The sequence below is a fragment of the Streptomyces sp. PA03-6a genome (genome assembly GCF_033792765.1).
Lineage (GTDB): Bacteria > Actinomycetota > Actinomycetes > Streptomycetales > Streptomycetaceae > Actinacidiphila.
In genome coordinates this window covers 1-25,488 of sequence record NZ_JARAVK010000040.1, presented here as the reverse complement: position 1 = coordinate 25,488, position 25,488 = coordinate 1, and the positions used below count along the sequence as shown (strand labels likewise).

The 25,488-nt window shown below is 72.1% G+C and carries 20 protein-coding genes and 1 pseudogene; 5 read left to right on the top strand and 16 right to left on the bottom strand.

Features of this window, described 5'->3' with window-relative positions:
• Positions 1-9: 9 nt before the first annotated feature.
• The 4 genes from PV350_RS12770 to PV350_RS12755 form a co-directional block, all read right to left on the bottom strand.
• Complete coding sequence (locus PV350_RS12770) at positions 10-1,632, bottom strand: acyl-CoA carboxylase subunit beta (RefSeq protein WP_499514178.1); 1,623 nt, start codon at positions 1,630-1,632, stop codon at positions 10-12.
• 167 nt (positions 1,633-1,799) lie between these two features.
• Complete coding sequence (locus PV350_RS12765) at positions 1,800-2,672, bottom strand: HpcH/HpaI aldolase/citrate lyase family protein (RefSeq protein ID WP_500333786.1); 873 nt, start codon at positions 2,670-2,672, stop codon at positions 1,800-1,802.
• Positions 2,669-3,745 carry an HpcH/HpaI aldolase/citrate lyase family protein gene (locus tag PV350_RS12760; RefSeq protein WP_500333785.1) on the bottom strand — a complete coding sequence of 359 codons (1,077 nt, stop codon included), beginning with the start codon at positions 3,743-3,745 and terminating at the stop codon, positions 2,669-2,671. Before PV350_RS12760 ends, PV350_RS12765 begins: the two co-directional genes overlap by 4 nt.
• Positions 3,746-3,837: 92 nt before the next feature.
• Positions 3,838-4,317: a GNAT family N-acetyltransferase gene (locus PV350_RS12755; protein WP_500333784.1), complete on the bottom strand. Its 480-nt coding sequence runs from the start codon at positions 4,315-4,317 to the stop codon at positions 3,838-3,840.
• A 69-nt stretch (positions 4,318-4,386) separates the two neighbouring features.
• Here PV350_RS12755 and PV350_RS12750 point away from each other — a divergent pair, with 69 nt between their 5' ends.
• Positions 4,387-5,220 (top strand): MOSC domain-containing protein, encoded by an 834-nt coding sequence (locus PV350_RS12750; RefSeq protein WP_500333783.1) that lies wholly within the window; start codon positions 4,387-4,389, stop codon positions 5,218-5,220.
• A gap of 51 nt (positions 5,221-5,271) precedes the next feature.
• Here PV350_RS12750 and PV350_RS12745 read toward each other — a convergent pair whose 3' ends face one another.
• The 6 genes from PV350_RS12745 to ureA form a co-directional block, all read right to left on the bottom strand.
• Positions 5,272-5,778: a hypothetical protein gene (locus PV350_RS12745; protein ID WP_499514173.1), complete on the bottom strand. Its 507-nt coding sequence runs from the start codon at positions 5,776-5,778 to the stop codon at positions 5,272-5,274.
• A 195-nt stretch (positions 5,779-5,973) separates the two neighbouring features.
• Positions 5,974-7,578, bottom strand: a complete 1,605-nt coding sequence (cimA, locus tag PV350_RS12740; protein ID WP_499514172.1) for a citramalate synthase — start codon at positions 7,576-7,578, stop codon at positions 5,974-5,976.
• 319 nt (positions 7,579-7,897) lie between these two features.
• On the bottom strand, positions 7,898-8,512 hold the full coding sequence (locus tag PV350_RS12735; protein WP_499514171.1) for a TetR/AcrR family transcriptional regulator: 615 nt from the start codon (positions 8,510-8,512) through the stop codon (positions 7,898-7,900).
• Positions 8,513-8,528: 16 nt separating this feature from the next.
• Positions 8,529-9,572 (bottom strand): agmatine deiminase family protein, encoded by a 1,044-nt coding sequence (locus PV350_RS12730; RefSeq protein ID WP_500333782.1) that lies wholly within the window; start codon positions 9,570-9,572, stop codon positions 8,529-8,531.
• A gap of 14 nt (positions 9,573-9,586) precedes the next feature.
• Entirely contained in the window at positions 9,587-11,275 is a 1,689-nt protein-coding gene (locus PV350_RS12725) for an urease subunit alpha (RefSeq protein ID WP_499514169.1), read from the bottom strand.
• On the bottom strand, positions 11,272-11,955 hold the full coding sequence (gene ureA, locus PV350_RS12720; protein WP_499514168.1) for an urease subunit gamma: 684 nt from the start codon (positions 11,953-11,955) through the stop codon (positions 11,272-11,274). Before ureA ends, PV350_RS12725 begins: the two co-directional genes overlap by 4 nt.
• Before the next feature lie 155 nt (positions 11,956-12,110).
• Between ureA and PV350_RS12715 the strand changes: the two genes are divergently transcribed.
• Positions 12,111-13,538, top strand: coding sequence for a cytosine permease (locus PV350_RS12715; protein ID WP_499514167.1), 1,428 nt, complete (start codon positions 12,111-12,113; stop codon positions 13,536-13,538).
• Between the two features lie 100 nt (positions 13,539-13,638).
• Here the strand turns inward: PV350_RS12715 and PV350_RS12710 are convergent, their stop codons facing one another.
• The gene (locus tag PV350_RS12710; protein WP_500333781.1) at positions 13,639-14,727 is read right to left on the bottom strand and encodes a branched-chain amino acid aminotransferase; all 1,089 of its coding nucleotides are present in this window, start codon (positions 14,725-14,727) and stop codon (positions 13,639-13,641) included.
• A 208-nt stretch (positions 14,728-14,935) separates the two neighbouring features.
• Entirely contained in the window at positions 14,936-15,973 is a 1,038-nt protein-coding gene (locus PV350_RS12705) for a 3-isopropylmalate dehydrogenase (protein WP_500333780.1), read from the bottom strand.
• A gap of 130 nt (positions 15,974-16,103) precedes the next feature.
• On the opposite strand from PV350_RS12705, the gene PV350_RS12700 reads away from it, so the two are divergent.
• Complete coding sequence (locus tag PV350_RS12700) at positions 16,104-17,714, top strand: purple acid phosphatase family protein (RefSeq protein WP_500333779.1); 1,611 nt, start codon at positions 16,104-16,106, stop codon at positions 17,712-17,714.
• Positions 17,715-18,130: 416 nt separating this feature from the next.
• Here PV350_RS12700 and pruA read toward each other — a convergent pair whose 3' ends face one another.
• Entirely contained in the window at positions 18,131-19,771 is a 1,641-nt protein-coding gene (pruA, locus tag PV350_RS12695; protein ID WP_499514163.1) for an L-glutamate gamma-semialdehyde dehydrogenase, read from the bottom strand.
• A gap of 37 nt (positions 19,772-19,808) precedes the next feature.
• On the bottom strand, positions 19,809-20,738 hold the full coding sequence (locus tag PV350_RS12690; RefSeq protein ID WP_499514162.1) for a proline dehydrogenase family protein: 930 nt from the start codon (positions 20,736-20,738) through the stop codon (positions 19,809-19,811).
• A 142-nt stretch (positions 20,739-20,880) separates the two neighbouring features.
• On the opposite strand from PV350_RS12690, the gene PV350_RS12685 reads away from it, so the two are divergent.
• Together PV350_RS12685 and PV350_RS12680 are read left to right on the top strand one after the other, a co-directional pair.
• The gene (locus PV350_RS12685) at positions 20,881-22,068 is read left to right on the top strand and encodes a PucR family transcriptional regulator (RefSeq protein ID WP_499514161.1); all 1,188 of its coding nucleotides are present in this window, start codon (positions 20,881-20,883) and stop codon (positions 22,066-22,068) included.
• A 138-nt stretch (positions 22,069-22,206) separates the two neighbouring features.
• A complete protein-coding gene (locus PV350_RS12680) occupies positions 22,207-23,514 on the top strand; it encodes a glycosyltransferase 87 family protein (RefSeq protein ID WP_500333777.1) in 1,308 nt (435 codons plus the stop codon).
• Here PV350_RS12680 and serA read toward each other — a convergent pair.
• On the bottom strand, positions 23,498-25,087 hold the full coding sequence (gene serA / locus PV350_RS12675; RefSeq protein WP_499514159.1) for a phosphoglycerate dehydrogenase: 1,590 nt from the start codon (positions 25,085-25,087) through the stop codon (positions 23,498-23,500). The genes PV350_RS12680 and serA overlap by 17 nt on opposite strands.
• A 253-nt stretch (positions 25,088-25,340) precedes the next feature.
• Positions 25,341-25,488 (bottom strand): annotated as a pseudogene (locus PV350_RS12670) (ketol-acid reductoisomerase); the annotation flags it as partial.

Sequence of the window (25,488 nt, the reverse complement as noted above, 5' to 3'; positions counted from 1 at the left end):
GTCTCTCCCTTACTGGGGCGGGTTGCCGTGCTTGCGGGACGGCAGGTCGGCGTGCTTGGTGCGCAGCATCGCGAGCGAGCGGACGAGGACCTCGCGCGTCTCGGCGGGGTCGATCACGTCGTCCACCAGGCCGCGTTCGGCGGCGTAGTAGGGGTGCATCAGCTCGGACTTGTACTCCTTCACCATGCGGGCACGCATGGCGTCGGGGTCGTCGGCCTCGGCGATCTGGCGCCGGAAGATCACGTTGGCGGCGCCTTCGGCGCCCATGACGGCGATCTCGTTGGTCGGCCAGGCGTAGGTGAGGTCGGCGCCGATCGACTGGCTGTCCATGACGATGTAGGCACCTCCGTACGCCTTCCGCAGGATCAGCGAGATCCGCGGCACGGTCGCGTTGCAGTACGCGTACAGCAGCTTGGCGCCGTGCCGGATGATGCCACCGTGCTCCTGGTCGACGCCGGGCAGGAAGCCGGGGACGTCCAGAAGGGTGATGAGCGGGATGTTGAAGGCGTCGCACATCTGGACGAAGCGCGCGGCCTTCTCGCTGGCCTCGATGTCGAGGACGCCGGCGAGGGAGGCGGGCTGGTTGGCGATGATGCCGACGACCTGGCCGTCGAGGCGGGCCAGGGCCACGATGATGTTGGTCGCCCAGCGCTCGTGGATCTCCAGGTACTCGCCGTCGTCGACGAGCTCCTCGATGACCTGGTGCATGTCGTACGAGCGGTTGCCGTCGGCCGGGACGATGTCCAGCAGGACGTCGCCGCGCCGGTCGGCCGGGTCCGCGGCGGGGACCGACGGGGGGTTCTCACGGTTGTTCTGCGGCAGCATCGACAGCAGGTAGCGGACCTCCTCCAGGCAGGTCTGCTCGTCGTCGTACGCGAAGTGCGAGACACCGGAGACCTCGGAGTGGACGTCGGCGCCGCCGAGCCCGTTCTGGGAGATCTTCTCGCCGGTGACGGCCTGGACCACGTCCGGGCCGGTGATGAACATCTGGGAGGTCTCCCGGACCATGAACACGAAGTCGGTCAGGGCCGGGGAGTACGCGGCGCCGCCGGCGCAGGGGCCGAGCATCACGGAGATCTGCGGGATCACACCGGAGGCGCGGGTGTTGCGCTGGAAGATGCCGCCGTAGCCGGCGAGCGCCGAGACGCCCTCCTGGATGCGCGCGCCGGCACCGTCGTTGAGCGAGACCAGCGGGGCGCCGGCCGAGATGGCCATGTCCATGATCTTGTGGATCTTGCTGGCGTGGGCCTCGCCCAGCGCGCCGCCGAAGATCCGGAAGTCGTGGGCGTACACGAAGACGGTCCGCCCGTGGACGGTGCCCCAGCCGGTGATGACCCCGTCGGTGTAGGGCTTCTTCGCCTCCAGGCCGAACCCGCTGGCGCGGTGCCGGCGCAGCGGCTCCACCTCGTTGAAGGAGCCCTCGTCGAGCAGCAGCTCGATGCGCTCGCGCGCGGTGAGCTTGCCCTTGGCCTTCTGGGCCTGGGTCGCCTTCTCGCTGGGGCCGAGCCGGACCTGCTCGCGGATGGCGTGCAGTTCCGCGACGCGCCCGCGGGCGTCGTTCGCCGGCTGCGCGGCCTCTTCGGCCCCTTCGGCCTCGGCGGGCTGGGTCGGCACCTCGTCCAAAACGCTCATGACATCGACCATACGAGCGGAGGGCCGTCATAATCGGCGTCGACTTCGTACAGTGTCCGGACCCGCTTCATGGAGCATCTGGACAGAACCAACACAAGAAAGGCCCCGCACGGCACGTGCGGGACCTTTTCTTTGTAGCGGTCGTCCACCCGGACGCAACGGGACCGCTACCTTCCGGATACCGCCTCGGCCAGCGCAAGGACACGCCGGGCGTCATCCACATGGAGGTTCTCGATCATCCGGCCGTCCACGGTGACCACCCCCCGGCCCTCGGCCACGGCCTCCTCGAAGGCCTCGATGATGCGCCGCGCCCTGTCGGCCTCCTCCTGAGAGGGGGCGAAGACCCTGTTGCAGACCTCCACCTGCCGGGGGTGGATGAGGGTCTTGCCGTCGAAGCCGAACTGCCGGCCCTGGACGCACTCCGCCTCGAAGCCGGTCTCGTCCGTGACGTCGTTGTAGACACCGTCCAAAATCACCTTGCCGGCCTCGCGCGCACCCAGAAGGGCGAGGGAGAGCCCGGTGAGGAGCGGGGCCCGGCCCGGGACGTGCTCGGCGTGCAGTTCCTTGGCGAGGTCGTTGGTGCCCATCACCAGGACGCGGAGCCGCTGCGACGCCGCCGCGATGGCACGGGCGTCCAGCATCGCGCGCGGGGTCTCCACCATCGCCCAGATGGCGGTGCGGTCCGGGGCTCCGGCGGCCTCCAGGGCCCGCTCGACGGCGTGCACGGTCGCGGCCGAGTCGACCTTGGGGACGACCACGGCGTCGGGGCCCGCCTCCGCGGCGGCCCGCAGGTCGTCCTCGTGCCAGGGGGTGCCGGGCGAGTTCACCCGGATGGTGACCTCCCGGTACCCGTACTCCCCGGAGGCGGCGGCAGCGGCGACCCGCTTGCGGGCGTCGGCCTTGGCGTCCGGTGCGACGGAGTCCTCCAGGTCGAGGATGAGCGCGTCGGTGGGGAGGGTCTTCGCCTTCTCCAGGGCGCGCTCGTTCACGCCGGGCATGTAGAGGACGGAGCGGCGCGGCCGCAGGATCGCGTCGGTCATCGGTTCTGCTCCTGCTCCTTGTACGCGGCCTCGTACGCCTGCGCCAGCTCCGGGTCGCGGGCGGCCAGCGCCTCCGCGAGCTCGACGACGACGCGGCACTGCTTCACCGTGGCGTCGTCCTGCATCTTGCCGTCGATCATCACCGCTCCGGTGCCGTCACCCATGGCGTCGATGACCCTGCGCGCCCAGGCGACGTCCGCCGGCGCCGGGGAGAAGACCCGCTTGGCGATGTCGATCTGCACCGGATGCAGGCTCCACGCCCCGACGCAGCCGAGCAGGAAGGCGTTGCGGAACTGGTCCTCGCAGGCGGTGGTGTCCTTGATGTCGCCGAAGGGCCCGTAGTACGGCAGGATCCCGTACGCGGCGCAGGCGTCGACCATGCGCGCGATCGTGTAGTGCCACAGGTCCTGCTGGAAGGTCAGCCGCGGCAGCTCCATTTCGGGGTCCTTGGGGTCCTCCCGCACGAGGTACCCCGGGTGGCCCCCGCCGACGCGGGTGGTCTTCATGCGGCGGCTCGCCGCGAGGTCCGCCGGGCCGAGGGAGATGCCCTGCATCCGGGGGCTGGCCCCGGCGATCTCCTCGACGTTCGCCACGCCCGTGGCGGTCTCCAGGATCGCGTGGACCAGGATCGGCCGCTCGATGCCCGCCTTGGCCTCCAGCTGGGCGAGCAGCCGGTCGACGTAGTGGATGTCCTCGGCGCCCTCCACCTTGGGCACCATCACGACGTCGAGCTTGTGGCCGATCTCGGCGACCAGGGTCAGCAGGTCGTCCAGCGCCCATGGCGAGTCCAGGCTGTTGATCCGGGTCCACAGCTGGGTGTCGCCGAAGTCGTGGGCCTTGGCCGTGCCGACCAGCCCGGCGCGGGCGGCCTCCTTGCGGTCGGCTGAGACGGCGTCCTCCAGGTTGCCCAGCAGGACGTCCACCTTGGGCGCGATGGAGGGGACCTTCGCGGCCATCTTCTCGTTGCTCGGATCGAAGAAGTGGATCATCCGCGACGGCCGGAACGGTACTTCCCGTACGGGGGCCGGGGCCCCCACGGCCAGCGGTCGGAAGAAGTCCTTCGCGGAACGCATGCGGTCTCCCGGGGTCGAGGGTGGGGAGCGTACGGCGCTCACCTTATGATCCGCGGGACCCCCGCGTTACTGGTCGGTACGTGTGCCGTTGGTCACCGGTCGGCCACGGGCGGCAGACGGTAGGTCAGGTCGGGCTCGCCCTCCTCGTTCGCGGTGCTCCCGCTGCCGGGGACGGCCCGGAAGCCGTGCCGTTCGTAGAACGCGCGTGCCGCGGCGTTGCGCCGGAAGACGTGCAACGACAGTGGGCCGTCCGGGTGGTGACGCAGGACCTCGTCGAGCAGCCGCGAGCCGATGCCGCGTCCGCGCGCGTCGGGCCGCAGGTAGAGGTGCTCCAGCCAGTCGCCGTCGAGCGCCGCGAAGCCGGCCGCGGCACCGGTCGCGGCCTGCTCCGCGACCCACACCCGGCACTGCTCCAGGACGACGTTCGCGACCCACCACCAGGTCTCCTCGTCGGTGTGCAGCCGGGGCAGCCAGGGCATCGCGGCCGCCCGGGAGGCGAGGAAGACCGCGGTGATCGCGTCCGCGTCCGCGGCCTGTCCTGGCCTGATCCGTATCGCTGTGTCATCGGTCACGCGATGACCGTACGCCGGGGGCGGGAGCGTGATCGAATGGGTTTCTCCGCCCCGGGAAGGACGAGCCCCATGACCGCCGCGACCGTGCACTCGCTGACCTGCTACCCCGTCAAGGGCTGTGCCGGCGTGCCCTTGGACGGCGTCGCCGTCGGCGCGACCGGTCTGGCCCACGACCGTACGTTCATGGTGGTCGACGCCGCCGACGGGTCCTTCCGCAGCCAGCGGACGCTGCCGCGGATGGCCGTGGTGCGCGCGGACGTCACCGACGACGGCAAGCACCTGACGCTGTCGGCGCCCGGTGCCGGGGAACTGACGCTGGAAGTGGCGTACGAGGGGCCGCCGCGCGAGGTGGTCCTGTTCGACCGGCCGCTGGGGCCGGCGGTGGACCAGGGCGAGGAGGCCGCGCGCTGGTTCTCCGAGGCGCTGGGGGCGTCCTCGCGCCTGGTGCGCGTGCGCCCGGGCTTCGACCGGGACGGCTGGGGCGAGCACCCCGGCAAGGTCAACTTCGCCGACGCCCACGCCCTCTCGGTGGCCTCGCTGGCCTCGCTCGACGACCTCAACCGGCGCATCACCGAGCGCGGCGGCACGCCCGTGCCCATGGACCGCTTCCGCCCCAACATCGTGGTCGGCGGCTGGAGCGAGCCCCACACCGAGGACCGGGTGCGGCTCATGGACGTCGGCACCGCCCGGCTCGGCTACTCCGTCCGCGCGATGCGCTGCTCCGTGCCGCTGGTCGACCAGGCGACCGGCCGTACGGCCGGCCCTGAGCCGGTGCGCACCCTGGCCGGCTACCGGCGGGAGCCGGAGTACGGCAACAAGGTGAGCTTCGCGATGAAGGCGGCGGTGCTCCGGCCGGGCACGATCGCGGTGGGCGACCCGGTGGAGGTGCGGGCCTGGGCGTGACCGCCCGCGGCTCGGCCGGGACCGGGCCGCGGGCGGCTCACCCGGCGAGGATCAGCAGCCGCCGCAGTTGTAGTAAAGGACGTCCCAGTGGTTGCCCTCGTCGGCGTAGATGTTGCCCGAGCCGGAGCGGTACTGGGGGGCGCCGTCACCGCGCAGGCCGATGTAGGTGAAGGCGCTGTGGATGTAGTTGGTGACGCAGCTGTTCTTGCCGTAGTCGAGCTTGTAGCCGTTCCAGTGCGAGTAGGTGCCGCTCGCGTGACCGGTCTCGGTGCCGCCGGTGATGTTCAGGGCGCAGCCGGTGGCGCCCTTCAGGGTGACCGCGCCCTGGGCGGTCGCCTGGTTGAGCTGGTCGAAGGACGTGCAGGTCGCGTTGTTGCGGTTGGAACAGCCACCTGACGAGGACCAGGTGATCCCGGCGTTGCGGAACATCGTCGTGGCCTGGGCGTGCGTCAGTTTGGTGACGGCGTAGGCGTCGTGGGACGCGGCGAGACCGACGCCGGGGGCGAACAGCACTCCGAGCGCGAGGACGAGTGCGCTCAGGACGGAGCGGATCTTCATGGGGATTCCTCCTGCTGGTGACCGTGCTTCCGGTGGGGCGGCTGTGCAGCTGGAGCAGGTGGAGCAGGAGGAGTGTGCCCGGCGTTCTACGCGCGTATGCACGGCAGTTGGGCCGCCGTGGAAGGGGACGCGGACGCGGTCGGTGCCGTGTCCGCGTCCGCGTCCGCATCCGCCGAGCTCATCGGCCGGCGGCCGTCAGTCGTTCCGGCGCGGCTCCACGCCGGCGCGCAGCAGCCCGTACGCGTACGCGTCCTCCAGGGCCTGCCAGGAGGCGGCGATGACGTTCTCGCCGACGCCGACGGTGGACCACTCGCAGATGCCGTCGGAGGTGGAGACCAGTACCCGGGTGATGGACTCCGTGCCGTGCTTGCCCTCCAGGATGCGGACCTTGTAGTCCACCAGCTCCAGCTTCGCCAGCTGCGGGTAGGTCCGCTCCAGCGCCACGCGCAGCGCGCGGTCCAGCGCGTTGACCGGGCCGTTGCCCTCGGCGGTGGCGACGATGCGCTGGCCGTCGGCCCACACCTTGACCGTCGCCTCGTTGGCGTGGGTGCCGTCGGGGCGGTCCTCGACGATGGCGCGCCAGGACTCGACCCGGAAGTAGTGCAGCGGGCGGCCCTCGACCTCCTCGCGCAGCAGGAGTTCGAAGGACGCGTCGGCGGCCTCGTAGGTGTAGCCCGCGAGTTCGCGCTCCTTGACGCGCGCCACGACCCGGCCGATCAGCTCGCGGTCGTCACCGAGGTCGATGCCGAGTTCCTTGCCCTTGAGCTCCACCGAGGCACGGCCTGCCATGTCGGAGACCAGCATGCGCATGGTGTTGCCGACCAGCTCCGGGTCGATGTGCTGGTAGAGGTCGGGATCGACCTTGATCGCCGAGGCGTGCAGACCCGCCTTGTGGGCGAAGGCCGAGATTCCCACGTACGGCTGGTGGGTGGAGGGCGTGAGGTTGACGACCTCGGCGATGGCGTGCGAGATGCGGGTCATCTCGACGAGGGCGCCGGCCGGCAGGACCTTGCGGCCGTACTTGAGCTCCAGCGCCGCCACGACCGGGAAGAGGTTGGCGTTGCCGACCCGCTCGCCGTAGCCGTTGGCGGTGCACTGGACGTGCGTGGCGCCCGCGTCGACGGCGGCGAGGGTGTTGGCGACGGCGCAGCCGGTGTCGTCCTGGGCGTGGATCCCCAGACGGGCGCCGGTGTCGGCGAGCACGGTGCGGACGACGGCGGTGATCTGGGCGGGGAGCATCCCGCCGTTGGTGTCGCACAGGACGACGACGTCGGCGCCGGCCTCGTGGGCGGCGCGCACGACCTCCTTGGCGTACCCCGGGTTGGCCTTGTAGCCGTCGAAGAAGTGCTCGCAGTCAACGAAGACCCGGCGGCCCTGGGAGCGCAGGTAGGAGACGGTGTCCCGGACCATCTCCAGGTTCTCCTCCAGCGTGGTCCGCAGGGCCAGCTCGACGTGCCGGTCATGGGACTTGGCGACCAGGGTGATGACCGGTGCGCCCGACTCCAGAAGCGCCCTGACCTGTGGGTCCTCCGCCGCATTGCCGCCGGCGCGGCGCGTGGCGCCGAAGGCCACCAGCTGGGCGTGCGACAGGTCCAGCTCGGCGGCGGCGCGCGCGAAGAACTCGGTGTCGCGCGGGTTGGCGCCGGGCCAGCCGCCCTCGATGAAGCCCACCCCGAAGTCGTCCAGGTGCCGGGCGATCGTCAGCTTGTCGGCGACGGTGAGGTTGATGCCCTCGCGCTGCGCGCCGTCGCGCAGCGTGGTGTCGAAGACGTGGAAGCTGTCGTCCAGTACGGCCGTCATGGTTCGTTCCAACTCCTGTCGGGTGAGTGGTTCCGGAAGACCGGGCTCCACTTGCCCCCATCTTCCCTCGCGCTGCACCGCCTCCGGCACGGGTGGGCCGGGAAACGAAAAGACCCCTCGCGGGTGCGAGAGGTCTGCGCGCGGGTCTGGGACACGGTGGTCGCTTCCGCGGTGGTCTGCGGTTCGGCGATCACTGAGGACCGGCGCGCCTGCTGCCGATAATCATGGCGAACGAGGGCACATCGGCAGTCTGCCACAGGACCCGCGGGCGTGGGACACGGTCTCAGGATGCGGGCACCCGGTCGACGGCGGGCCGTCGTCAGACGGCGGGCGCCGGGGTGAGGGCGTCGTCCAGGAACTCCTTGACGTGCCCCAGGGCCTGCTCGCGGTCCAGCCCGGGCAGCCCGATGACCAGGGGCACGCCGAAGCCGTCCAGCAGCGCCCTCAGCCGTACGGTGAAGCGCTCGGGGTCCAGTGGCCGGAAGTCGCCGCGCGAGATGCCCTCGGCGAGCAGGGCGACCAGGTCGCGGTGCCAGACCAGTTCGAGGTCGAGCTGGCGGCGGAGCACCTCCTCGGCGGCCGTCGTCCTGTTCCAGATCTCGGACCAGAGCGTCCAGCGCGGGTCGCGGCGCCCGTCGGGCAGGTACAGGTCGATGACGGCGTCGAGCCGTTCCCGGGGAGCGGTGGGGCTGCCCAGCACCCGCCGGCGCTCGGCGGCGAGCTGCTCCTCGCTCCATTCGAGGGTCTGCAGCAGCAGCTCGTCCTTGCTGCCGAAGTAGTAGAGGACGTGGCCGCTGCTCATGCCGACCTGCCGGCCGAGGCCCGCGATGGTCAGCTCGGCCAGCCCGCGCTCGGCGATGGTCGCCATGGCGGCGGCCATCACGTCCTCGCGGGGCTGCTTGAGCCGCCGCCGCGGGCGGGCGGGTCCGGTCACTGTTCCTCCGGGGCGGTCACACCTGGGGCTGCTGCTGGGTCACGCAATGAATACCACCACCGTGGGCGAAGATCGTACGAGCGTCCACCAGCACGACCTCCCGCTCCGGGAGGAGCCGCTCGAAGACGGCCTTGTTGACCTCGTCGGCGGGGTCGTCGAAGGCGCACAGGATCACGGCGCCGTTGCAGAGGTAGTGGTTGACGTAGGAGTAGTCGACCAGCTCCCCGTCCACCTCCTGGACCTCGGGCGCGGGCAGCTCCACGACCTCCAGCGGCCGGCCCTTGGTGTCGGTGGCGGCCCGCAGCAGGGACGTGACCTCCCGGGAGACGGCGTGGTCGGGGTGGGCCGGGTCCTGCTGGCCGTGGACGACGACCACGCCGGGGCGGACGAAGGCCGCCACGATGTCGACGTGCCCGCGGGTGCCGAAGCGGCCGTAGTCGGCGGTGAGACCGCGGGGCAGCCAGATCGCCTTGCGGGTGCCGAGGAAGGCGTGGACCTCGGCCTCCACCCGCTCCCTGGTCCAGCCCGGGTTGCGGCCCGGGTCGAGCTGCACGGTCTCGGTGAGCAGCACGGTGCCCTCGCCGTCGACGTGGATGCCGCCGCCCTCGTTCACGAAGGACGTGCCGTAGCGGGTCGCGCCCGCCCGTCCGGCGACGAAGGCGCCGATCTCCGCGTCGTGCCCCCAGGCCGCCCACTCCTGGGCGCCCCAGCCGTTGAACGTCCAGTCGGCGGCCGCGAGGCGTCCGGCGCCGGTCAGGAAGGTCGGGCCCATGTCGCGCATCCAGGCGTCGTCCAGCGGCGCCTCGGCGACCGTGACGTGCGCGCCGCCGGAGCCGAGCAGCTCCCGGGCGCCCGCGGCGTCCTCGGGCCGTGCCACGACGGTCACCGGCTCGAAGCGGGCGACCGTCCGGGCCACGGCGGCCCAGGCCGCACGGGACACGGCCAGGTCCTCGGCGCCGTCGAAGGTGACGCTGGGGGACGGCCACGCCATCCAGGTGCGGGTGTGCGGCGCCCACTCGGGCGGCATCGTGTAGCCGTCGGCGGCGGGGGTGGTGGGCATGGTGCTGGTCCTTGTCACAAGAAGTAGAGACGGCTGAGCGACACCTGTTCCGCGGGCTCGGAACGCAGCGGGTCGCCGTCGAGCGTCACCAGTCCCGTCCCGCCGTCCACGTCGACCTGCCCGGTGCGGGAGTTGAGGACGAGGTCGGCCGGGCCGATGCCGCGGGTGCCGCGCACGGCGACGCGGCGGCGCCGGGTGGGCATCCGGTCGTGCTCCAGCTCCAGGGCGGCGCGGGCCACGAACGCCACGGACAGGTCGGCGGCGGTCGCGCCGTGGGCCCCGAACAGCGGGCCGAGGACCAGCGGTTCGCAGGTGTCGGTGGCGGCGCCCGGGTCGCCGGTGACCCCGTACGCGGGGAAGCCGGACTTGAGCACCATCTGCGGCTTGGCGCCGAAGTACTGCGGCCGCCACAGCACGATGTCGGCGAGCTTGCCGACCTCGATCGAGCCGATCTCGTGGGCGAGGCCGTGGGCGATCGCCGGGTTGATGGTGAGTTTGGCGACGTAGCGCAGCACGCGGGCGTTGTCGTCGTCCGGGCCGTCCCCCTCCAGGGGGCCGCGTTCGGACTTCATCTTCCCGGCCATGGCGAAGGTGCGGCGTACGGTCTCACCGGCGCGGCCCATGCCCTGGGCGTCGGAGGAGGTGATGCCGATCGCCCCCAGGTCGTGCAGCACGTCCTCGGCGCCCATCGTGCCGGCGCGGATGCGGTCGCGCGCCATCGCGGCGTCGCCCGGCAGGTCGGGCTTGAGGTCGTGGACGGAGACGATCATCCCGTAGTGCTCGCCGACCGCGTCGCGGCCGAAGGGCAAGGTGGGGTTGGTGGAGGAGCCGATGACGTTGGGCACGCCCGCCATCTTCAGCACGTTGGGAACGTGCCCGCCGCCGCAGCCCTCGATGTGGAAGGCGTGGATCGTACGGCCCTCCAGCACGCGCAGGGTGTCCTCCACGGACAGGCACTCGTTCAGGCCGTCGCTGTGCAGGGCGACCTGGACGTCGTGCTCCTCGGCCACGCGCAGCGCGGTGTCCAGGGCGCGGGTGTGGGCGCCCATGTCCTCGTGGACCTTGAAGCCGGACGCCCCGCCCTCGGCGAGCGCTTCGACCAGCGGCGCCGGGTCGGAGGACGAACCGCGGCCGAGGAAGCCGATGTTGACGGGCCAGGCGTCGAAGGAGTTGAAGGCGTGCCGCAGCGCCCAGGGCGAGTTGACGCCGACGCCCCACACGGGCCCGAACTCCTGGCCGATGATCGTGGTGACCCCGGAGGCGAGCGAGGCCTCCATGATGCGCGGGGACAGCAGGTGGACATGGGTGTCCACGGCTCCGGCGGTGGCGATCAGCCCCTCGCCGGACACGATGGAGGTGCCCGTGCCGACCACGACGTCCACCCCGTCGAGGGTGTCGGGGTTGCCGGCCCGGCCGATGGCGTGGATGCGGCCCTCGCGGATGCCGATGGACGCCTTGCGGATGCCGACGGCCGCGTCGATGACCAGCACGTTGCTGATCACCACGTCGCAGGTCTCGCGGACGGCGGCGGCCTTGAGTGCCAGCCCGTCGCGGGCGGTCTTGCCGAACCCGGCGAGGAACTCGTCCCCGGGCCGCTGGGAGTCCGACTCGACGCGGACCACCAGGCCCGAGTCGCCCAGCCTGACCCGGTCCCCGGCACGCGGTCCGTGCACGGCGGCGTACTCGTACGGGTCGATGCTCATGACTGCGCTCCCAGGTATCCGCAGGCGGCGGCCCGCCGCAACGCCTCCGCCTTCGCGCCGGGCGCGTCGAGCGGACCGTCGACGAGCCCGGCGAAGCCGATCACCACGCGGTCGCCGCCGACCGGGACCAGGCCGACCTCCCGCGCCTCCCCCGGCCCGAAGCGCACGGAGGAACCGGCCGGCACGTGCAGCCGCATGCCGTACGCCGCCGAACGGTCGAAGTCCAGCCGGGGGTTGGCCTCGAAGAAGTGGAAGTGCGAGGTCACGCTGACCGGTACGGAAGCGGTGTTGCGCACGGCCACCACCACCTCCGGGGGCCGCTCGGGGTGGGCCGGGCCGGGCAGCACGGCGCCGGGGGCGTCCGCCCCCAGCGAGCCCCCGCCGATCGGGTCCGTGACCACGGCCAGCCGCGAGCCGTCGTCGAAGACGGCCTCCACGTGGACCTCGGTGACCACGTCCGCCACGCCGGGCAGCACGTCGCCGGGGCCGAGCACGGCACGGCCGGCCTCGACGGCCTCCGCGAGGCGCGCGCCGTCCCGCGCGGCCTCGCAGACCGTGTCGGCGATCAGGGCGGTGGCCTCGGGCACGTTGAGCCGCAGCCCGCGCGCCCGGCGGGCCCGGGCCAGCTCCGCGGCACCGAACAGCAGCAGCCGGTCGCGCTCGGTCGGGGTGAGCCTCACGCCTCCACACCTCCCACATCGACCTCCCACATCGATCACCGATTAGAGCACCACTCTAAACCTGAAAGCCACCCAGGGGAAGTATTGACCTCGGCGCAGGGTCGGAGGAAATTGAGTGGCGTTCAAACTTTCCCGGCACGGCAAGGGAGCCCGCCATGCAGATCGAACAACGCGGAGTGGACACCGTCCCCGACGAGGAACGGACCAGTCGCCCCCGCGACCTGGTCAGCATCCTGCTGGGCTCCAACCTCGCGCTGGGCGTGATCGTCTTCGGCTGGCTCCCGGTCTCGTTCGGCCTCGGCTGGTGGGCCTCCGTCACGTCCCTGGTCCTGGGCACTGTGGTCGGCACGGTGCTGGTCGCCCCGCTCGCGCTGGTCTCGCTGCGCACCGCCACCAACCTCTCCACGAGCAGCGGCGCCCACTTCGGCGTGCGCGGCCGGCTGCTCGGCTCGGTCATCGGCCTGCTGCTGTCGCTCGGCTACACCGCGCTGACCCTGTGGGTCGGCGGCGACGCCGTCGTCGGCTGCCTCGGCCGGCTCGTCGGGCTGCCGGCCGGCGGCTGGAGCTACGCCGTGGTCTACGCCCTGCTCGCGGCCTGCACCGCCACGTCCGCCGTCTTCGGCTACCGGATGCTGCTGCGGCTCAGCCGCGCCCTGTCCATAGGGCTGACCGTGCTGCTGGTCATCGGGGTCCTCGCGTACGCGGGGGACTTCACGACGGCCGCGCCCGCCGGCACGCAGTACCTGCTCGGCGGCTTCTGGCCGACCTGGCTGCTCGCCACGGTCTCGGCGGGCCTGAGCGGGCCGATCGCGTTCATCACGCTGCTGGGCGACTACACGCGCTACATATCGCCGCGCCGCTTCTCCCAGCCGCGGGTCTTCCGTGCCACCTGCGCCGGGCTCGTCGCCGGACTGCTCGTGCCCCAGCTCTTCGGCACCTTCACCGCGCTCGCGGTGGGGGCCGGCGAGGACTACGCGGGGCCGCTGGTCGCGGCGGCGCCCGCCTGGTACCTGGTGCTGCTGCTGGCCAACGCGTCGGCGGGCTCGGTGGGCAACGCGGGGCTGATGCTCTACAGCATGGGCCTGGACCTGGACGCGATCCTGCCGCGGGCGACGCGCACGCAGGCGACCTACGTGGTGGCCGCGGTCTCCACCGCGCTGGTCTACCTCGGGCACTTCGCCTGGGCCGCTCAGGACGCGATGACCTCGTTCGTCCTGCTGCTCACCGCCGTGGGCACCCCGTGGGCGGTCGTCACCCTCATCGGATTCGCCCGGAGCCGGGGCCGCTACGACGCCGACGCCCTCCAGGTCTACAACCGGCGCAGCCGCGGCGGCCTGTACTGGTACCGCGGCGGCTGGAACGTGCAGGCAACGCTCGCCTGGGCGGCGGGGTCCGGCATCGGGCTGCTCGCCGTCGACACCCCGGCCTACAGCGGGCCCCTGCTGTCCGTGACCGGCGGGATCGACCTCAGCTTCCTGATGTCGGGGGCCGTCACGGCCGCGGTGTACCTCGTGCTCAACGCGGGCCGCCCGCACCCCGTGCCGCCGGCGCCGACCCCGGAACGGGTCGCGGTCACCGTGTGAGGCGGGGCCGCTCCCCCGCCCGGCCCCGCCGTCGCACGGACAGCTGTGCGGCGCCGCCCGGGTCCTGCCCGGCGCGGCGCCGTACGGGGGCGGTGGGCGGTCAGCCGCCCAGAGGGTGCATCCAGCCGTGGGTGTCGGGGGACTGGCCGGTCTGGATGTCGAGCAGCGCCTTGCGCAGCTTCATGGTCACCTCGCCCGGCTTGCCGTCGCCGACGGTCCAGTCCGCGCGGGTGGACTTCACGGAACCGACCGGTGTGATGACGGCCGCGGTGCCGCAGGCGAAGACCTCGGTCAGCGATCCGTCCGCGTTGCCGTTCTTCCAGTCGTCCACGCAGATGCGGCCCTCGCGGACCTCGTAGCCGAGGTCGGCGGCGATGCGCAGCAGCGAGGCGCGGGTGATGCCGGGGAGGAGGGAGCCGGTGAGCTCGGGGGTGACGATCGTGTCCCCGTACACGAAGTACAGGTTCATGCCGCCCATCTCCTCGATCCAGCGGCGCTCGATCGCGTCGAGCCACACGACCTGGTCGCAGCCGTGCTCGATGGCCTGGGCCTGGGCGACCAGCGACGCGGCGTAGTTGCCGCCGGCCTTCGCGGCGCCGGTGCCGCCGGGCGCGGCACGGACGTACTCCTCGGAGAGCCAGACGGAGACCGGCTTGACGCCACCGGGGAAGTAGGCCCCGGCCGGGGAGGCGATGACCATGAACAGGTACTCGTTGGCCGGCTTGACGCCGAGGCCGACCTCGGTGGCGAACATGAAGGGACGCAGGTACAGCGACTGCTCACCCTGGCTGGGCACCCACGCCTCGTCCTGGGTGACAAGCGCGTCGACGGCGGCGAGGAAGGTCTCGACGGGCAGCTCGGGCATGGCCAGGCGACGGGCGGAGGCCTGGAAGCGCTCGGCGTTGGCCTCGGGACGGAAGGTGGCGACGGACCCGTCGGGCTGACGGTAGGCCTTGAGGCCTTCGAAGATCGTCTGCGCGTAGTGCAGCGTCATGTTCGCGGGGTCGATGGAGAGCGGCGCGTACGGGACGAGCTCCGCGTCGTGCCAGCCACGGCCCTCGGTCCACCGGATCGTCACCATGTGGTCGGTGAAGTGGCGGCCGAAGCCGGGGCTGGCGAGGATCGCCTCGCGCTGCGCGTCGGGCAGCGGGCGCGAGGAGGGCTTGAGCTCGATCGTGGGCGTCGTCATCTGTCGTGTCCTTCGCGTCAGGGTCAGGGCGGACCGCACCCGCCGTCCCGAGGTGCTAGGACGTCCGAGTTCCCCCTCGCACAGCGGCCCCACCGCTGATTATCGCAGCGGCGGGGCCGGGGACATACATGCGCGGCCCGAGAGGTCAGGGTCAGTCGTGGAGCGGTCACTGACCGGCCGGGCCGACTGGTGGAGGCTAACCCGGCGGTCAGCCGGCTACTCGCGCGGCGAGCGCGTCGCCGATCTCGCTGGTGCTGCGCGTCCCGGAGCGCTCGGCGAGGTCCGCGGCGACGGCGGCCTCGATCCGCTCTGCCTCGCCGGTGTAACCGAGGTGCCGCAGCAGCATGCCGACCGAGAGCACGGTGGCGGTCGGGTCGGCCTTGCCCTGGCCGGCGATGTCCGGGGCGGAGCCGTGCACCGGCTCGAACATCGACGGGAACGCGCCGCTCGGGTTGATGTTGCCGCTGGCGGCGAGGCCGATGCCACCGGTCACGGCGGCGGCCAGGTCGGTGAGGATGTCACCGAAGAGGTTGTCGGTGACGATCACGTCGAAGCGCTCGGGCTGGGTGACGAAGAAGATCGTCGCCGCGTCCACGTGCAGGTAGTCGGTGGTGACCTCGGGGTACTCCTCGCCGACCTTGTCGAAGATGTTCTTCCACAGGTGGCCGGCGTGCACGAGGACGTTGTTCTTGTGGACCAGCGTCAGCTTCCTGCGGGGGCGCGCCTGGGCGCGGGCGTAGGCGTCGCGCACCACGCGCTCGATGCCGAACGCCGTGTTGAGGCTGACCTCGGTGGCCACCTCCTGCGGCGTACCGGTGCGCAGGGAGCCGCCGTTGCCGACGTACGGGCCCTCGGTGCCCTCGCGGACGACGACGAAGTCGATGCTCGGCTCGCCGGCCAGCGGACCCTTCACACCCGGGAAGAGCCGGGAGGGCCGCAGGTTGACGTGGTGGTCGAAGGCGAAGCGGAGCTTCAGCAGCAGCCCGCGCTCCAGGACGCCCGAGGGCACCGACGGGTCGCCGACGGCGCCGAGCAGGATCGCGTCGTGGGCCTTGAGCTGTTCCAGCTCCGCGTCCGGCAGGGTCTCGCCGGTCTCGTGCCAGCGCTTGGCGCCGAGGCTGTACTCCTTGGTCTCCAGCTTCACGTCCTGCGGGAGGACGGCGGACAGGACCTTCAGGCCCTCGGCCACCACCTCCTGTCCGATTCCGTCGCCGGGGATCACTGCGAGACTGATGCTGCGAGACATGGCGAGAACCCTACTCTGCCGTCCATGGAATGACACATGATGTCCGCATGGCGGACGCCTCCTGTACGCGCCAGGTGCTGTTCACCCGTATGACCGTGCTGAGTTGGTGGCGGAAGGGAATTCCCTGTCCATGGACACTCCACGCATGGGCATCGACGAGGACCTCGCCGGCCGTCTGAGCATGGCGGAGCAGCACGCCTGGCTGCGGGAGCGGCACTCCCGCAGACGAGTGATCCGGGGCGGTGTCGCGGCCGCCGGGATCGTCGCCGGGGCCGGTGTGCTGGGCGCGTCCGCGTACGCCGGGAAGGAGCCGGCCGCCGCACCGGCGCGCTTCCCCACGGCGCCCGCCCCGCCGGCCGCGGTCCACGTGGACGGTGCGCTGGTGGCCCCGTTCGGCCGGCACCTGGCCTTCGGCGCCGATCCCGGGACCCAGATGCGCGTCTCCTGGCAGGTGCCGCTGCCGGTGCGGGGGCCGTTCGTCCGGGTGGGACTGCGGCCCTGGGACCTCGGGCAGCGGATCGAGGCCGAGGTGCGCCCGCTGCACACGGCGGCGCTCGGCAAGGAACTGCCCGCGGTGGAGCAGTACTACCTGCACGCGGCGCTCGACGGGCTGCGCCCCGGCACCACGTACTACTACGGCGTGGGACACCAGGGCTTCGACCCCGCGTCGGCGCCCGCCTACGCCACGATCGGCTCCTTCGCCACCGCCCCGGACCCCGGGCAGCGCAGGTCGTTCGTGTTCACGGCCTTCGGCGACCAGGGTGTCAGCTACCACGCCCTGGCCAACGACAGTCTGATCCTGGCTCAGAACCCCGCGTTCCACCTGCACGCGGGCGACATCTGCTACGCCGACGACTCGGGCCGGGGCACGGAGGGCGACACCTACGACGCGCGGGTGTGGGACCAGTTCCTCGCCCAGACCGAGAGCGTCGCCTCACGCGTCCCGTGGATGGTCGCGCTCGGCAACCACGACATGGAGGCCTGGTACTCCCCCAACGGCTACGGCGGCCAGGAGGCCCGCTGGTCGCTGCCGGGCAACGGCCCTGACCCGGCGCGGCTCCCCGGCGTCTACTCCTTCGGCTACGGCAACGTGGCCGTCGTGGCGCTGGACGCCAACGACGTGTCGTACGAGATCCCGGCCAACCACGGGATCAGCGGCGGCCGGCAGACCGCCTGGCTGGACCGGCGGCTGGGCGAACTGCGGGCCCGGCGCGGCGTCGACTTCGTCGTCGTCTTCTTCCACCACTGCGCCTACTCGACCACCAGCGCGCACGCCTCCGAGGGCGGGGTGCGCGAGGCCTGGGTGCCGCTCTTCGACAAGCACCGGGTCGACCTGGTGGTCAACGGGCACAACCACGTCTACGAGCGCACCGACGCGGTGCGCCGCGACGCCGTGGGCAAGGACGTCCCCATCGGGGCGACCACGCACCCCGAGCGGGACGGCATCGTCTACGTCACGGCGGGCGGCGCCGGGAAGAGCCTGTACGCCTTCCCGGTGCCCGACAGCCACGAAGGGCACGTCAAGGACCTGGACGGCGTGGAGACGTACCACTGGGTGAAAGGTGCCCACAAGGTCACGGAGACGGTGGAGTGGTCACGCGTCCGCTACACCGGCCACTCGTTCCTGACCGTGGAGTCACAGCCCGCGCCGCCCGGTGGGACGGCGCGGCTGGTCGTCTCGGCGCTCGCCGAGAACGGCAGACGGATCGATCACTTCACCATCGCGCGGACGGCCAGGTAGGCCAGGCGTCGCAGACGGCGGAGGGGATGGGGAACGGAGTGGCCGGTCAACGCGGCTCGTGTCCCGTCGATCCGCCGTTGTCACGGCGGTCCAGGGCGCGCTGGAGGGCTTCGGCGGCGTTCTTGCGGGCGGTCTCGTCCATGGTGAACAGCTCCCGGAGAAGAAGAGAGGGTTGTGTCGCCATAGAACGGGGCGGGGAGCGGCGCTGCAGGGGGTGACCTGCCACAGGTGCGCGGCTGTCCGCCGGTCGCTGGTGGAGCGAGACGTTCGGCTCCTACAAAGCTAGGACAGCTCCGCCGATCTGTCTCCACAATTACTCGGACTTCCTACTATCTGAGACGGCGAAGGCCCGGCACCCCACGGAATCGGGGGTACCGGGCCCTGCCCCTTGCGGGCTCGTCCGGGTGACTCGGAGGTCAGCCCATGTGCGGGTAGCGGTAGTCGGTCGGGGGCACCAGGGCCTCCTTGATCGACCGGGTCGACGTCCAGCGCATCAGGTTCTGCGCGGCACCCGCCTTGTCGTTGGTGCCGGAGGCGCGGCCGCCGCCGAACGGCTGCTGGCCGACCACGGCGCCGGTGGACTTGTCGTTGATGTAGAAGTTGCCCGCGGCGAAGCGCAGCCGCTCCATGACGTGGGCGACCGCGGCGCGGTCACGGGCGACGACCGAGCCGGTCAGCGCGTACGCGGCGACCGATTCCATCTGGGTCAGCATCGCCTCGAAGGCGTCCTCGTCGGCGTCGTCGTACACGTGGACGCCGAGCACCGGGCCGAAGTACTCCTCGCGGAAGATCTCGTTCTCCGGGTCGGAGGAGGCCAGGACGGTCGGCCGGACGAAGTAGCCGACGCTGTCGTCGTAGGTGCCGCCGGCGACGACCTCGACGGTCGGGTCGGCCTTGGCGCGGTCGATGGCGGCCTTGTTCTTGGCGAAGGCGCGCTCGTCGATCACGGCGCCGATGAAGTTCGACAGGTCGGTGACGTCACCCATGGTGAGGCCGTCGACCTCGGCCGCGAACTCCTCCTTGAAGCCGTTCTCCCACAGGGAGCGCGGGATGTAGGCGCGGGAGGTGGCGGAGCACTTCTGGCCCTGGTACTCGAAGGAGCCGCGGGTCAGCGCGGTCTTCAGCACCGCCGGGTCGGCCGAGGGGTGGGCGACGACGAAGTCCTTGCCGCCGGTCTCGCCGACGATCCGCGGGTAGGAACGATACTTGTCGATGTTGTTGCCGACCGTCCGCCACAGGTGCTGGAAGGTCCGGGTGGAACCGGTGAAGTGGATGCCGGCCAGGTCCGGGTGCTCCAGGGCGACCTCGGAGACGGCGATGCCGTCGCCGGTGACCAGGTTGATGACGCCCTTGGGCAGCCCGGCCTCCTCCAGCAGCTCCATCAGCAGCACGGCGGCGTGCGTCTGCGTCGGGGAGGGCTTCCACACCACGACGTTGCCCATGAGGGCCGGGGCGGTCGGCAGGTTGCCGGCGATCGCGGTGAAGTTGAAGGGCGTGATCGCGTAGACGAAGCCCTCGAGCGGGCGGTGGTCGAGGCGGTTCCACACACCCGGGGAGTTGGCGATCGGCTGCTCGGCCAGGATCTGGCGGGCGAAGTGCACGTTGAAGCGCCAGAAGTCGACCAGCTCGCAGGGGCTGTCGATCTCGGCCTGCTGGGCGGTCTTGGACTGGCCGAGCATCGTGGAGGCGGCGATCGTCTCGCGCCAGGGGCCGGCCAGCAGGTCGGCGGCGCGCAGGATGATGGCGGCGCGGTCGTCGAAGGACATGGCGCGCCAGGCCGGGGCGGCGGTCAGCGCGGCGTCGATCGCCTCGCGGGCGTCGTCCTGCGTGGCGTTGGCGTAGGTGCCGAGGCGGGCGCCGTGGTTATGCGGCTGCACGACGTCGAAGCGCTCGCCGCCGCCCATCCGCCGCACGCCGCCGATGGTCATCGGCAGCTCCACCGGGTTCCCGGCCAGCTCCTTCAGCTTCGCCTCCAGCCGGGCCCGCTCCGGGCTCCCCGGGGCGTAGGAGTGCACCGGCTCGTTCACCGGGGCGGGGACCTGGGTCACAGCGTCCATGGAAGACATCTCCTTGTGTCCTTGTGGGGTCGTGGGCTCAGCGGGTGGGGAGGAAGGACCGCAGGAAGAAGGCCAGGTTCGCCGGCCGCTCCGCGAGGCGCCGCATGAAGTACCCGTACCAGTCTGCGCCGTACGGGACGTAGATGCGCATGCGCTCGCCCTCTTCGGCCAGGCGCCGCTGCTCGGCGGTGCGGATGCCGTACAGCATCTGGAACTCGTACGAGCCCTGCTTGCGGCCGTGCCGGTGGGCGAGCTCCTGGGCGATGGAGATCAGCCGCGGGTCGTGGGAGCCGATCATCGGGTAGCCCTCGCCCGCCATCAGGATCTTCAGGCAGCGCACGTAGGCGCGGTCGACCTCGGCCTTGTCCTGGTGGGCGACGGTGGCGGGCTCCTTGTAGGCGCCCTTGACCAGGCGCACGCGGGAGCCGGCGACGGCGAGGTCGCGGGCGTCCTGCTCGGTGCGGAAGAGGTACGACTGCAGGACGGCGCCGGTGCCGGGGTGGCGCAGGCGCAGGTCGGCGAGGATCGCGAGGGTGGAGTCGACCGTCGTGTGGTCCTCCATGTCGAGCGTGACGGTGGTGCCGATCTCGCTCGCCAGGTCGGCGACGGGGCGGACGTTCTCCAGCGCGATGTCGTGGCCGCCGGCCGGCAGGGCCTGCCCGAAGGCCGACAGCTTGACGGAGACCTCGGCGCGGGTGCCCAGGCCCTCGGCCTTCAGGGCCTCCAGCAGCCGCAGGTAGGCGTCGCGGGTCGCGAGCGCGGTCGCCTTGTCGGTGACGTCCTCACCCAGGTGGTCGAGCGTGACCTCCAGGCCGGAGGCGGTCAGCGACCGCACGGTCTCCATCGCGGGCGCCAGCTCGTCACCCGCGATGAAGCGGTTCACCACGGGGCGGGTGATCGGCGCGCCCGCGACGACGCGGCGCATACGGTCGCTGCGCGAGGCGGCGAGCAGCACGGGACCCAGCACGGTCTCCTCCTGGAGGAAGGGCTGCCCAGGGGGCAGGCAGCGTCGCCGTGAAATCTAGGATCCACCTACCCCGCCCACCATCGACAGCTGTCACGCATCCGATCGGCATCCCTCATACAGATGTATGAGGGAGAATGGCGGCGTGCGCGGTGACTACCAGGAGCTGGTCGACGAGGTCTCGGCGCTGCTCGGCGCCCCCGCGACCCTGGAGGACCGCGACTTCCGGCTGATCGCCTTCGGCGCGCACGACAGCGACGACGACAGTGCCATGGACCCGGTGCGGACCCGGTCGATCCTCACCCGCCGCTCCACCGCCGAGGTCCGCTCCTGGTTCGAGCGTTTCGGCATCGCCCGCGCCACGGCCCCGGTCCGCATCCCCGCCGCCCCCGACGCCGGGGTGTTCCGGCCCCGGCTGTGCCTGCCGGTGCGGCACGGCGGCGTCGTCCACGGCTACGTGTGGCTGCTGGACACCAGCGGGCACACCGACGCCCAACTGGCCGCCGCCATGGCGGTCGCCGCCCGCATCGGCGCGCTGCTGGCCGCCGAGTCCCGCGCGGGCGCCGACGCCGGCCGGGCGCTGGGCGATCTCCTCGGCTCCGCCCCCGGGCCCGGCCGCACGGCCGCCCGTGAGGCGTTGCGGGCCGCGCTCGGCCCGGACGCGGACGCGGCCCACGCGGTGGTGTGCGTCCTGCCCTGGCCGGGCGGTGAGGACGGCGACGCCCCGGGACCGCGCGGTGTGCCGGGCGCCGCCGCGCTGTGCGTGGTGCCGCCGCGGGAGACCACGGGCGCGACGCACCGGGAGCCCTCGGTCGCGGCGCTCGCCGCCCTGGTGCGGCTGCGCACGTCGACGATGTCGGGGCCCGCGCTCACGGCGGCCGCGCGGCTGATGGAGGGCAACGGCCAGGCGGCGGAGCCGGGCGCGCGGGCCGGGATCAGCGCCCCGCGCCAGGGACTGGCCGAGCTGCCCGAGGCATGGCACGAGGCCGTCTCCGCGGCCCGCGCCGCCCGCGCCCAGCCCCGGCTCGGGCGCACGGCGGAGTGGGACGCGATCGGCCCCTACCGGATGCTGGCCGCACTGCCCACCGGAGCGGTGGACCCGGCGGTGCGCCCGCTGCTGGAGCCCTCGCACGCCGACCTCGCACGTACCGCCGAGGTGTACCTCGACCGTGCGGGGCAGGCCGGGCGCGCCGCCGCGGAACTGCGGATACACCGCCAGACGCTCTACTACCGGCTGTCCCGCGTCGAGCGGCTGACCGGCCTCGACCTCGACGACGGGGAGGACCGGCTGCTGCTCCACATAGCCCTCAAGACGGCCGGGCTCGGGGACTGATGGGACTGTTGCCGACCCGAGGGGGCACAAGTAACGTGGCGCGAGGCCGTTGGGGGGCTTGATCAACACGCGCAGGACGCGGGTGACCCGCGCGTCCCGCGCGGACACCGCGGAGCGAAACAAGGGGATCGGGAGCCGGTGACTCATTCCACGGAGGCCCACGGACGCGAACGCCCAGCGCTGTGGAGGACGCCGCCGGCCGTCCCCGGCAGACCGCGCCCCGACCGCAGACTGCTCCTGGCCGGGCTGCTGCTGGTCGTGTCGCTGGCCGCCTTCACCGCGCTGTGCCTGTCGATGCCCGTGCCCATGGCCGACATGCAGGTCTACCGTGCCGAGGGCGCGGCCGCCGTCGACGGCACCGACCTGTACGGCTTCACCGTCACCGAGTGGAAGCTGCCCGCGACCTATCCGCCCTTCGCCGCGCTGCTGTTCGTACCGACGACGTGGCTGCCCGTACCGCTGCTGAAGCTGGCCTTCATGGGCGGCAACCTGCTGCTGCTCGGGCTGCTCGCGCACCTGTCCTGCCGGGCGACGGGGTGGCCGCGCGCCCGCGGCTCGCGCTGGGTGGTGGTGCTCCTGGCGATGGCCCTCGGGCTGTGGCTCGAGCCGGTCTTCCAGACGATGCTGTACGGCCAGATCAACCTGCTGCTCACGGTGCTGGTGCTCTGGGACCTGAGCAGGCCGGACGGCGCACGCGGCAAGGGCATCGCGATCGGTGTGGCGGCCGGCATCAAGCTCACCCCGGCGATCTTCGCCGTCTACCTGCTGCTGACCGGCCGGCGCAAGGAGGCCGCGGTCGCCGCCGCCGCCTTCGCCGGCACCACGCTGCTGGGTGCGCTCGCGCTGCCCGGCGCGAGCGTCGACTACTGGACCCGCTGCCTGTTCGACACCAGCCGGATCGGCAAGGTCTGGATCGTCGACAACCAGTCCCTGCAGGGCCTCGTCGCCCGGATGCTGCACACCGCCCACCCGGGCGCCGTGTGGGCGGTCGCCGCGCTCGTGGTGGCCTGCGCGGGGCTCGCGGTCTCGGTGCGGATGGGCCGGCTGGGCCGGGAACCCTGGGGCGTGGTGTGCTGCGCGGTGACGGCGCTGCTCATCACCCCGATCAGCTGGTCGCACCACTGGGTGTGGTGCGTGCCGATGCTGATCCTGCTCGCCGCCGAAGCGCCGCGCTGGGCGCTGCGGGTGGCCGCGGTGGCCTTCCTGGCGCGCACGCTGTGGATCGTGCCGAAGGCCGGTGACCTCGATCTGCACCTGGCGTGGTGGCTGCAGCCCTTCGCCTCCCCGTACCCCGTGCTGGGCCTGGTCTTCCTGGCGGCGGTGGCGCTGCGCTTCCGGCCCGGCTCCCCCGCGATGGCGGCGCTGACGGCAAAGGGGCGGCCGTCCCGGATCGCCCGGGTCGGCCGCCCCCAGCGGAGCGAACCGGCCGTCAGTCCTCGAGATTGACCGCGCGGGCCGAGCTCGCGCCGATCTCCTCGGCGATCTCGGCCAGCACCGGCGCCGGGATGGCGGTGTCGACGGTCAGCGCGACCAGCGCCTCGCCGCCGGCCTGGTCACGGGCGACCTGCATGCCCGCGATGTTGACGCCGGCGTCGCCCAGGATGCGGCCGATGGTGCCGACGACGCCGGGACGGTCGGTGTAGCGCAGGAAGCCCATGTGGTCGGCGAAGACCAGGTCCACGTCGTCGTCGCCGACGGCGACGATCTTCTGGATGTGCTTGGGGCCCGCCAGCGTGCCGGAGACGGCCACCTCGGTGCCGTCGGAGAGGGTGCCCCGCACGGTGACCAGGTTGCGGTGGTCGGGCGACTCGCTGCTGGTGGTGAGGCGGACCTCGACCCCGCGCTCCTGCGCGAAGAGCGGGGCGTTGACGTAGCTGACGGTCTCGTCGACCACGTCCTCGAAGACGCCCTTGAGGGCGGAGAGCTCCAGCACCTTCACGTCGTGCTGGGTGATCTCGCCGCGCACCTCGACGTCGAGGCGGACCGCGACCTCGCCCGCGAGGGCGGTGAAGATCCGGCCGAGCTTCTCGGCGAGCGGCAGGCCCGGGCGGACGTCCTCGGCGATGACACCGCCCTGGACGTTGACCGCGTCCGGCACCAGCTCACCGGCGAGCGCCAGGCGCACGGAGCGGGCGACGGAGATGCCGGCCTTCTCCTGGGCCTCGTCGGTGGAGGCGCCCAGGTGCGGGGTGGCCACGACGTTGTCGAACTGGAAGAGCGGCGAGTCCGTGCACGGCTCCTTGGCGTACACGTCCAGGCCGGCGCCGCCGACCCGGCCCTCCTTGAGCGCGGCGGACAGCGCCTCCTCGTCCACGATGCCGCCGCGGGCGGCGTTGACGATGCGGACGTGCGGCTTGACCTTGCGCAGCGCCTCCTCGCCGATCAGGCCCACGGTCTCCGGGGTCTTGGGCAGGTGCACGGTGATGAAGTCGGAGACCTGCAGCAGCTCGTCGAGGCTGAGGATCTTCACGCCCATCTGGGCGGCGCGCGCGGGCTGGATGTAGGGGTCGTACGCGACGATCTTCATCCCGAAGGCGGACATGCGCTGGGCCACCAGGGCGCCGATGCGGCCGAGGCCGACCACGCCGAGGGTCTTCTCCGCGAGCTCGACGCCGGTGTACTTGTTGCGCTTCCACTCGCCCTGCTTCAGGGCCGCGTTCGCCGGGGCGATGTTGCGGGCCACGGCGATCAGCAGGCCGCAGGCCAGTTCGGCGGCGGTGACGATGTTGGAGGTCGGGGCGTTGACGACCATCACGCCGGCCTTGGTGGCCGCGGAGACGTCCACGTTGTCCAGGCCGACGCCCGCGCGGGCCACGACCTTGAGCTTGGAGGCTGCGGCGATGGCCTCGGCGTCCACCTTGGTGGCGCTGCGGATCAGGATGGCGTCGGCGTCGGCGATCGCGCTCAGGAGTTCTCCCCGGTCGGCGCCGTTGCAGTGCCGGATCTCGAAGTCCGGCCCGAGGGCGTCAACGGTGGCGGGCGACAGCTCTTCAGCGATGAGTACGACGGGGTTGCTCACGTGAGTCCTCACTAGTCCCTGGTCTACGGCCGCGTCCCGACGGCCGAAGGCGGTGGAGAGGGATGGCATGCCGCGTGGAAGACGCACGACGCTGTGAGCCTGACGCGCTTGTTAATGGAGTGTATCGGCGGCGGGCCCGGCATCCTGCGCCAACGTGGAAGGATCACCCGCACGAGGGTGTACGGGGTGGCCAAAGCCGCCGGTCCCGGGGGCGCGGCGCCCCCGGGACCGTTCCGACCGCGGTGCGGAGGACTTACGCCTCCTCGTCCACCCAGCTCATGAGCTTGCGGAGCTTCTTGCCGGTGGTCTCCAGCAGGTGGTTCTCGTCGGCCTTCTTGTACTCGTTGTACCGGGGCAGGCCGGCGTTGTACTCGGCGATCCAGTTGTTGGCGAAGGAGCCG

What these genes read in the sequence shown, in the direction of transcription:
- cimA (WP_499514172.1), bottom strand. Translation starts at nt 7,578, where the DNA reads ATGACGGCCGTACTGGACGACAGCTTCCACGTCTTCGACACCACGCTG.
- PV350_RS12730 (WP_500333782.1), bottom strand. Translation starts at nt 9,572, where the DNA reads ATGCCCACCACCCCCGCCGCCGACGGCTACACGATGCCGCCCGAGTGG.
- PV350_RS12705 (WP_500333780.1), bottom strand. Translation starts at nt 15,973, where the DNA reads ATGTCTCGCAGCATCAGTCTCGCAGTGATCCCCGGCGACGGAATCGGA.
- PV350_RS12700 (WP_500333779.1), top strand. Translation starts at nt 16,104, where the DNA reads ATGGACACTCCACGCATGGGCATCGACGAGGACCTCGCCGGCCGTCTG.
- PV350_RS12745 (WP_499514173.1), bottom strand. Translation starts at nt 5,778, where the DNA reads ATGAAGATCCGCTCCGTCCTGAGCGCACTCGTCCTCGCGCTCGGAGTG.
- PV350_RS12715 (WP_499514167.1), top strand. Translation starts at nt 12,111, where the DNA reads ATGCAGATCGAACAACGCGGAGTGGACACCGTCCCCGACGAGGAACGG.
- PV350_RS12765 (WP_500333786.1), bottom strand. Translation starts at nt 2,672, where the DNA reads ATGACCGACGCGATCCTGCGGCCGCGCCGCTCCGTCCTCTACATGCCC.
- PV350_RS12710 (WP_500333781.1), bottom strand. Translation starts at nt 14,727, where the DNA reads ATGACGACGCCCACGATCGAGCTCAAGCCCTCCTCGCGCCCGCTGCCC.
- PV350_RS12760 (WP_500333785.1), bottom strand. Translation starts at nt 3,745, where the DNA reads ATGCGTTCCGCGAAGGACTTCTTCCGACCGCTGGCCGTGGGGGCCCCG.
- pruA (WP_499514163.1), bottom strand. Translation starts at nt 19,771, where the DNA reads ATGGACGCTGTGACCCAGGTCCCCGCCCCGGTGAACGAGCCGGTGCAC.
- PV350_RS12770 (WP_499514178.1), bottom strand. Translation starts at nt 1,632, where the DNA reads ATGAGCGTTTTGGACGAGGTGCCGACCCAGCCCGCCGAGGCCGAAGGG.
- PV350_RS12725 (WP_499514169.1), bottom strand. Translation starts at nt 11,275, where the DNA reads ATGAGCATCGACCCGTACGAGTACGCCGCCGTGCACGGACCGCGTGCC.
- PV350_RS12750 (WP_500333783.1), top strand. Translation starts at nt 4,387, where the DNA reads ATGACCGCCGCGACCGTGCACTCGCTGACCTGCTACCCCGTCAAGGGC.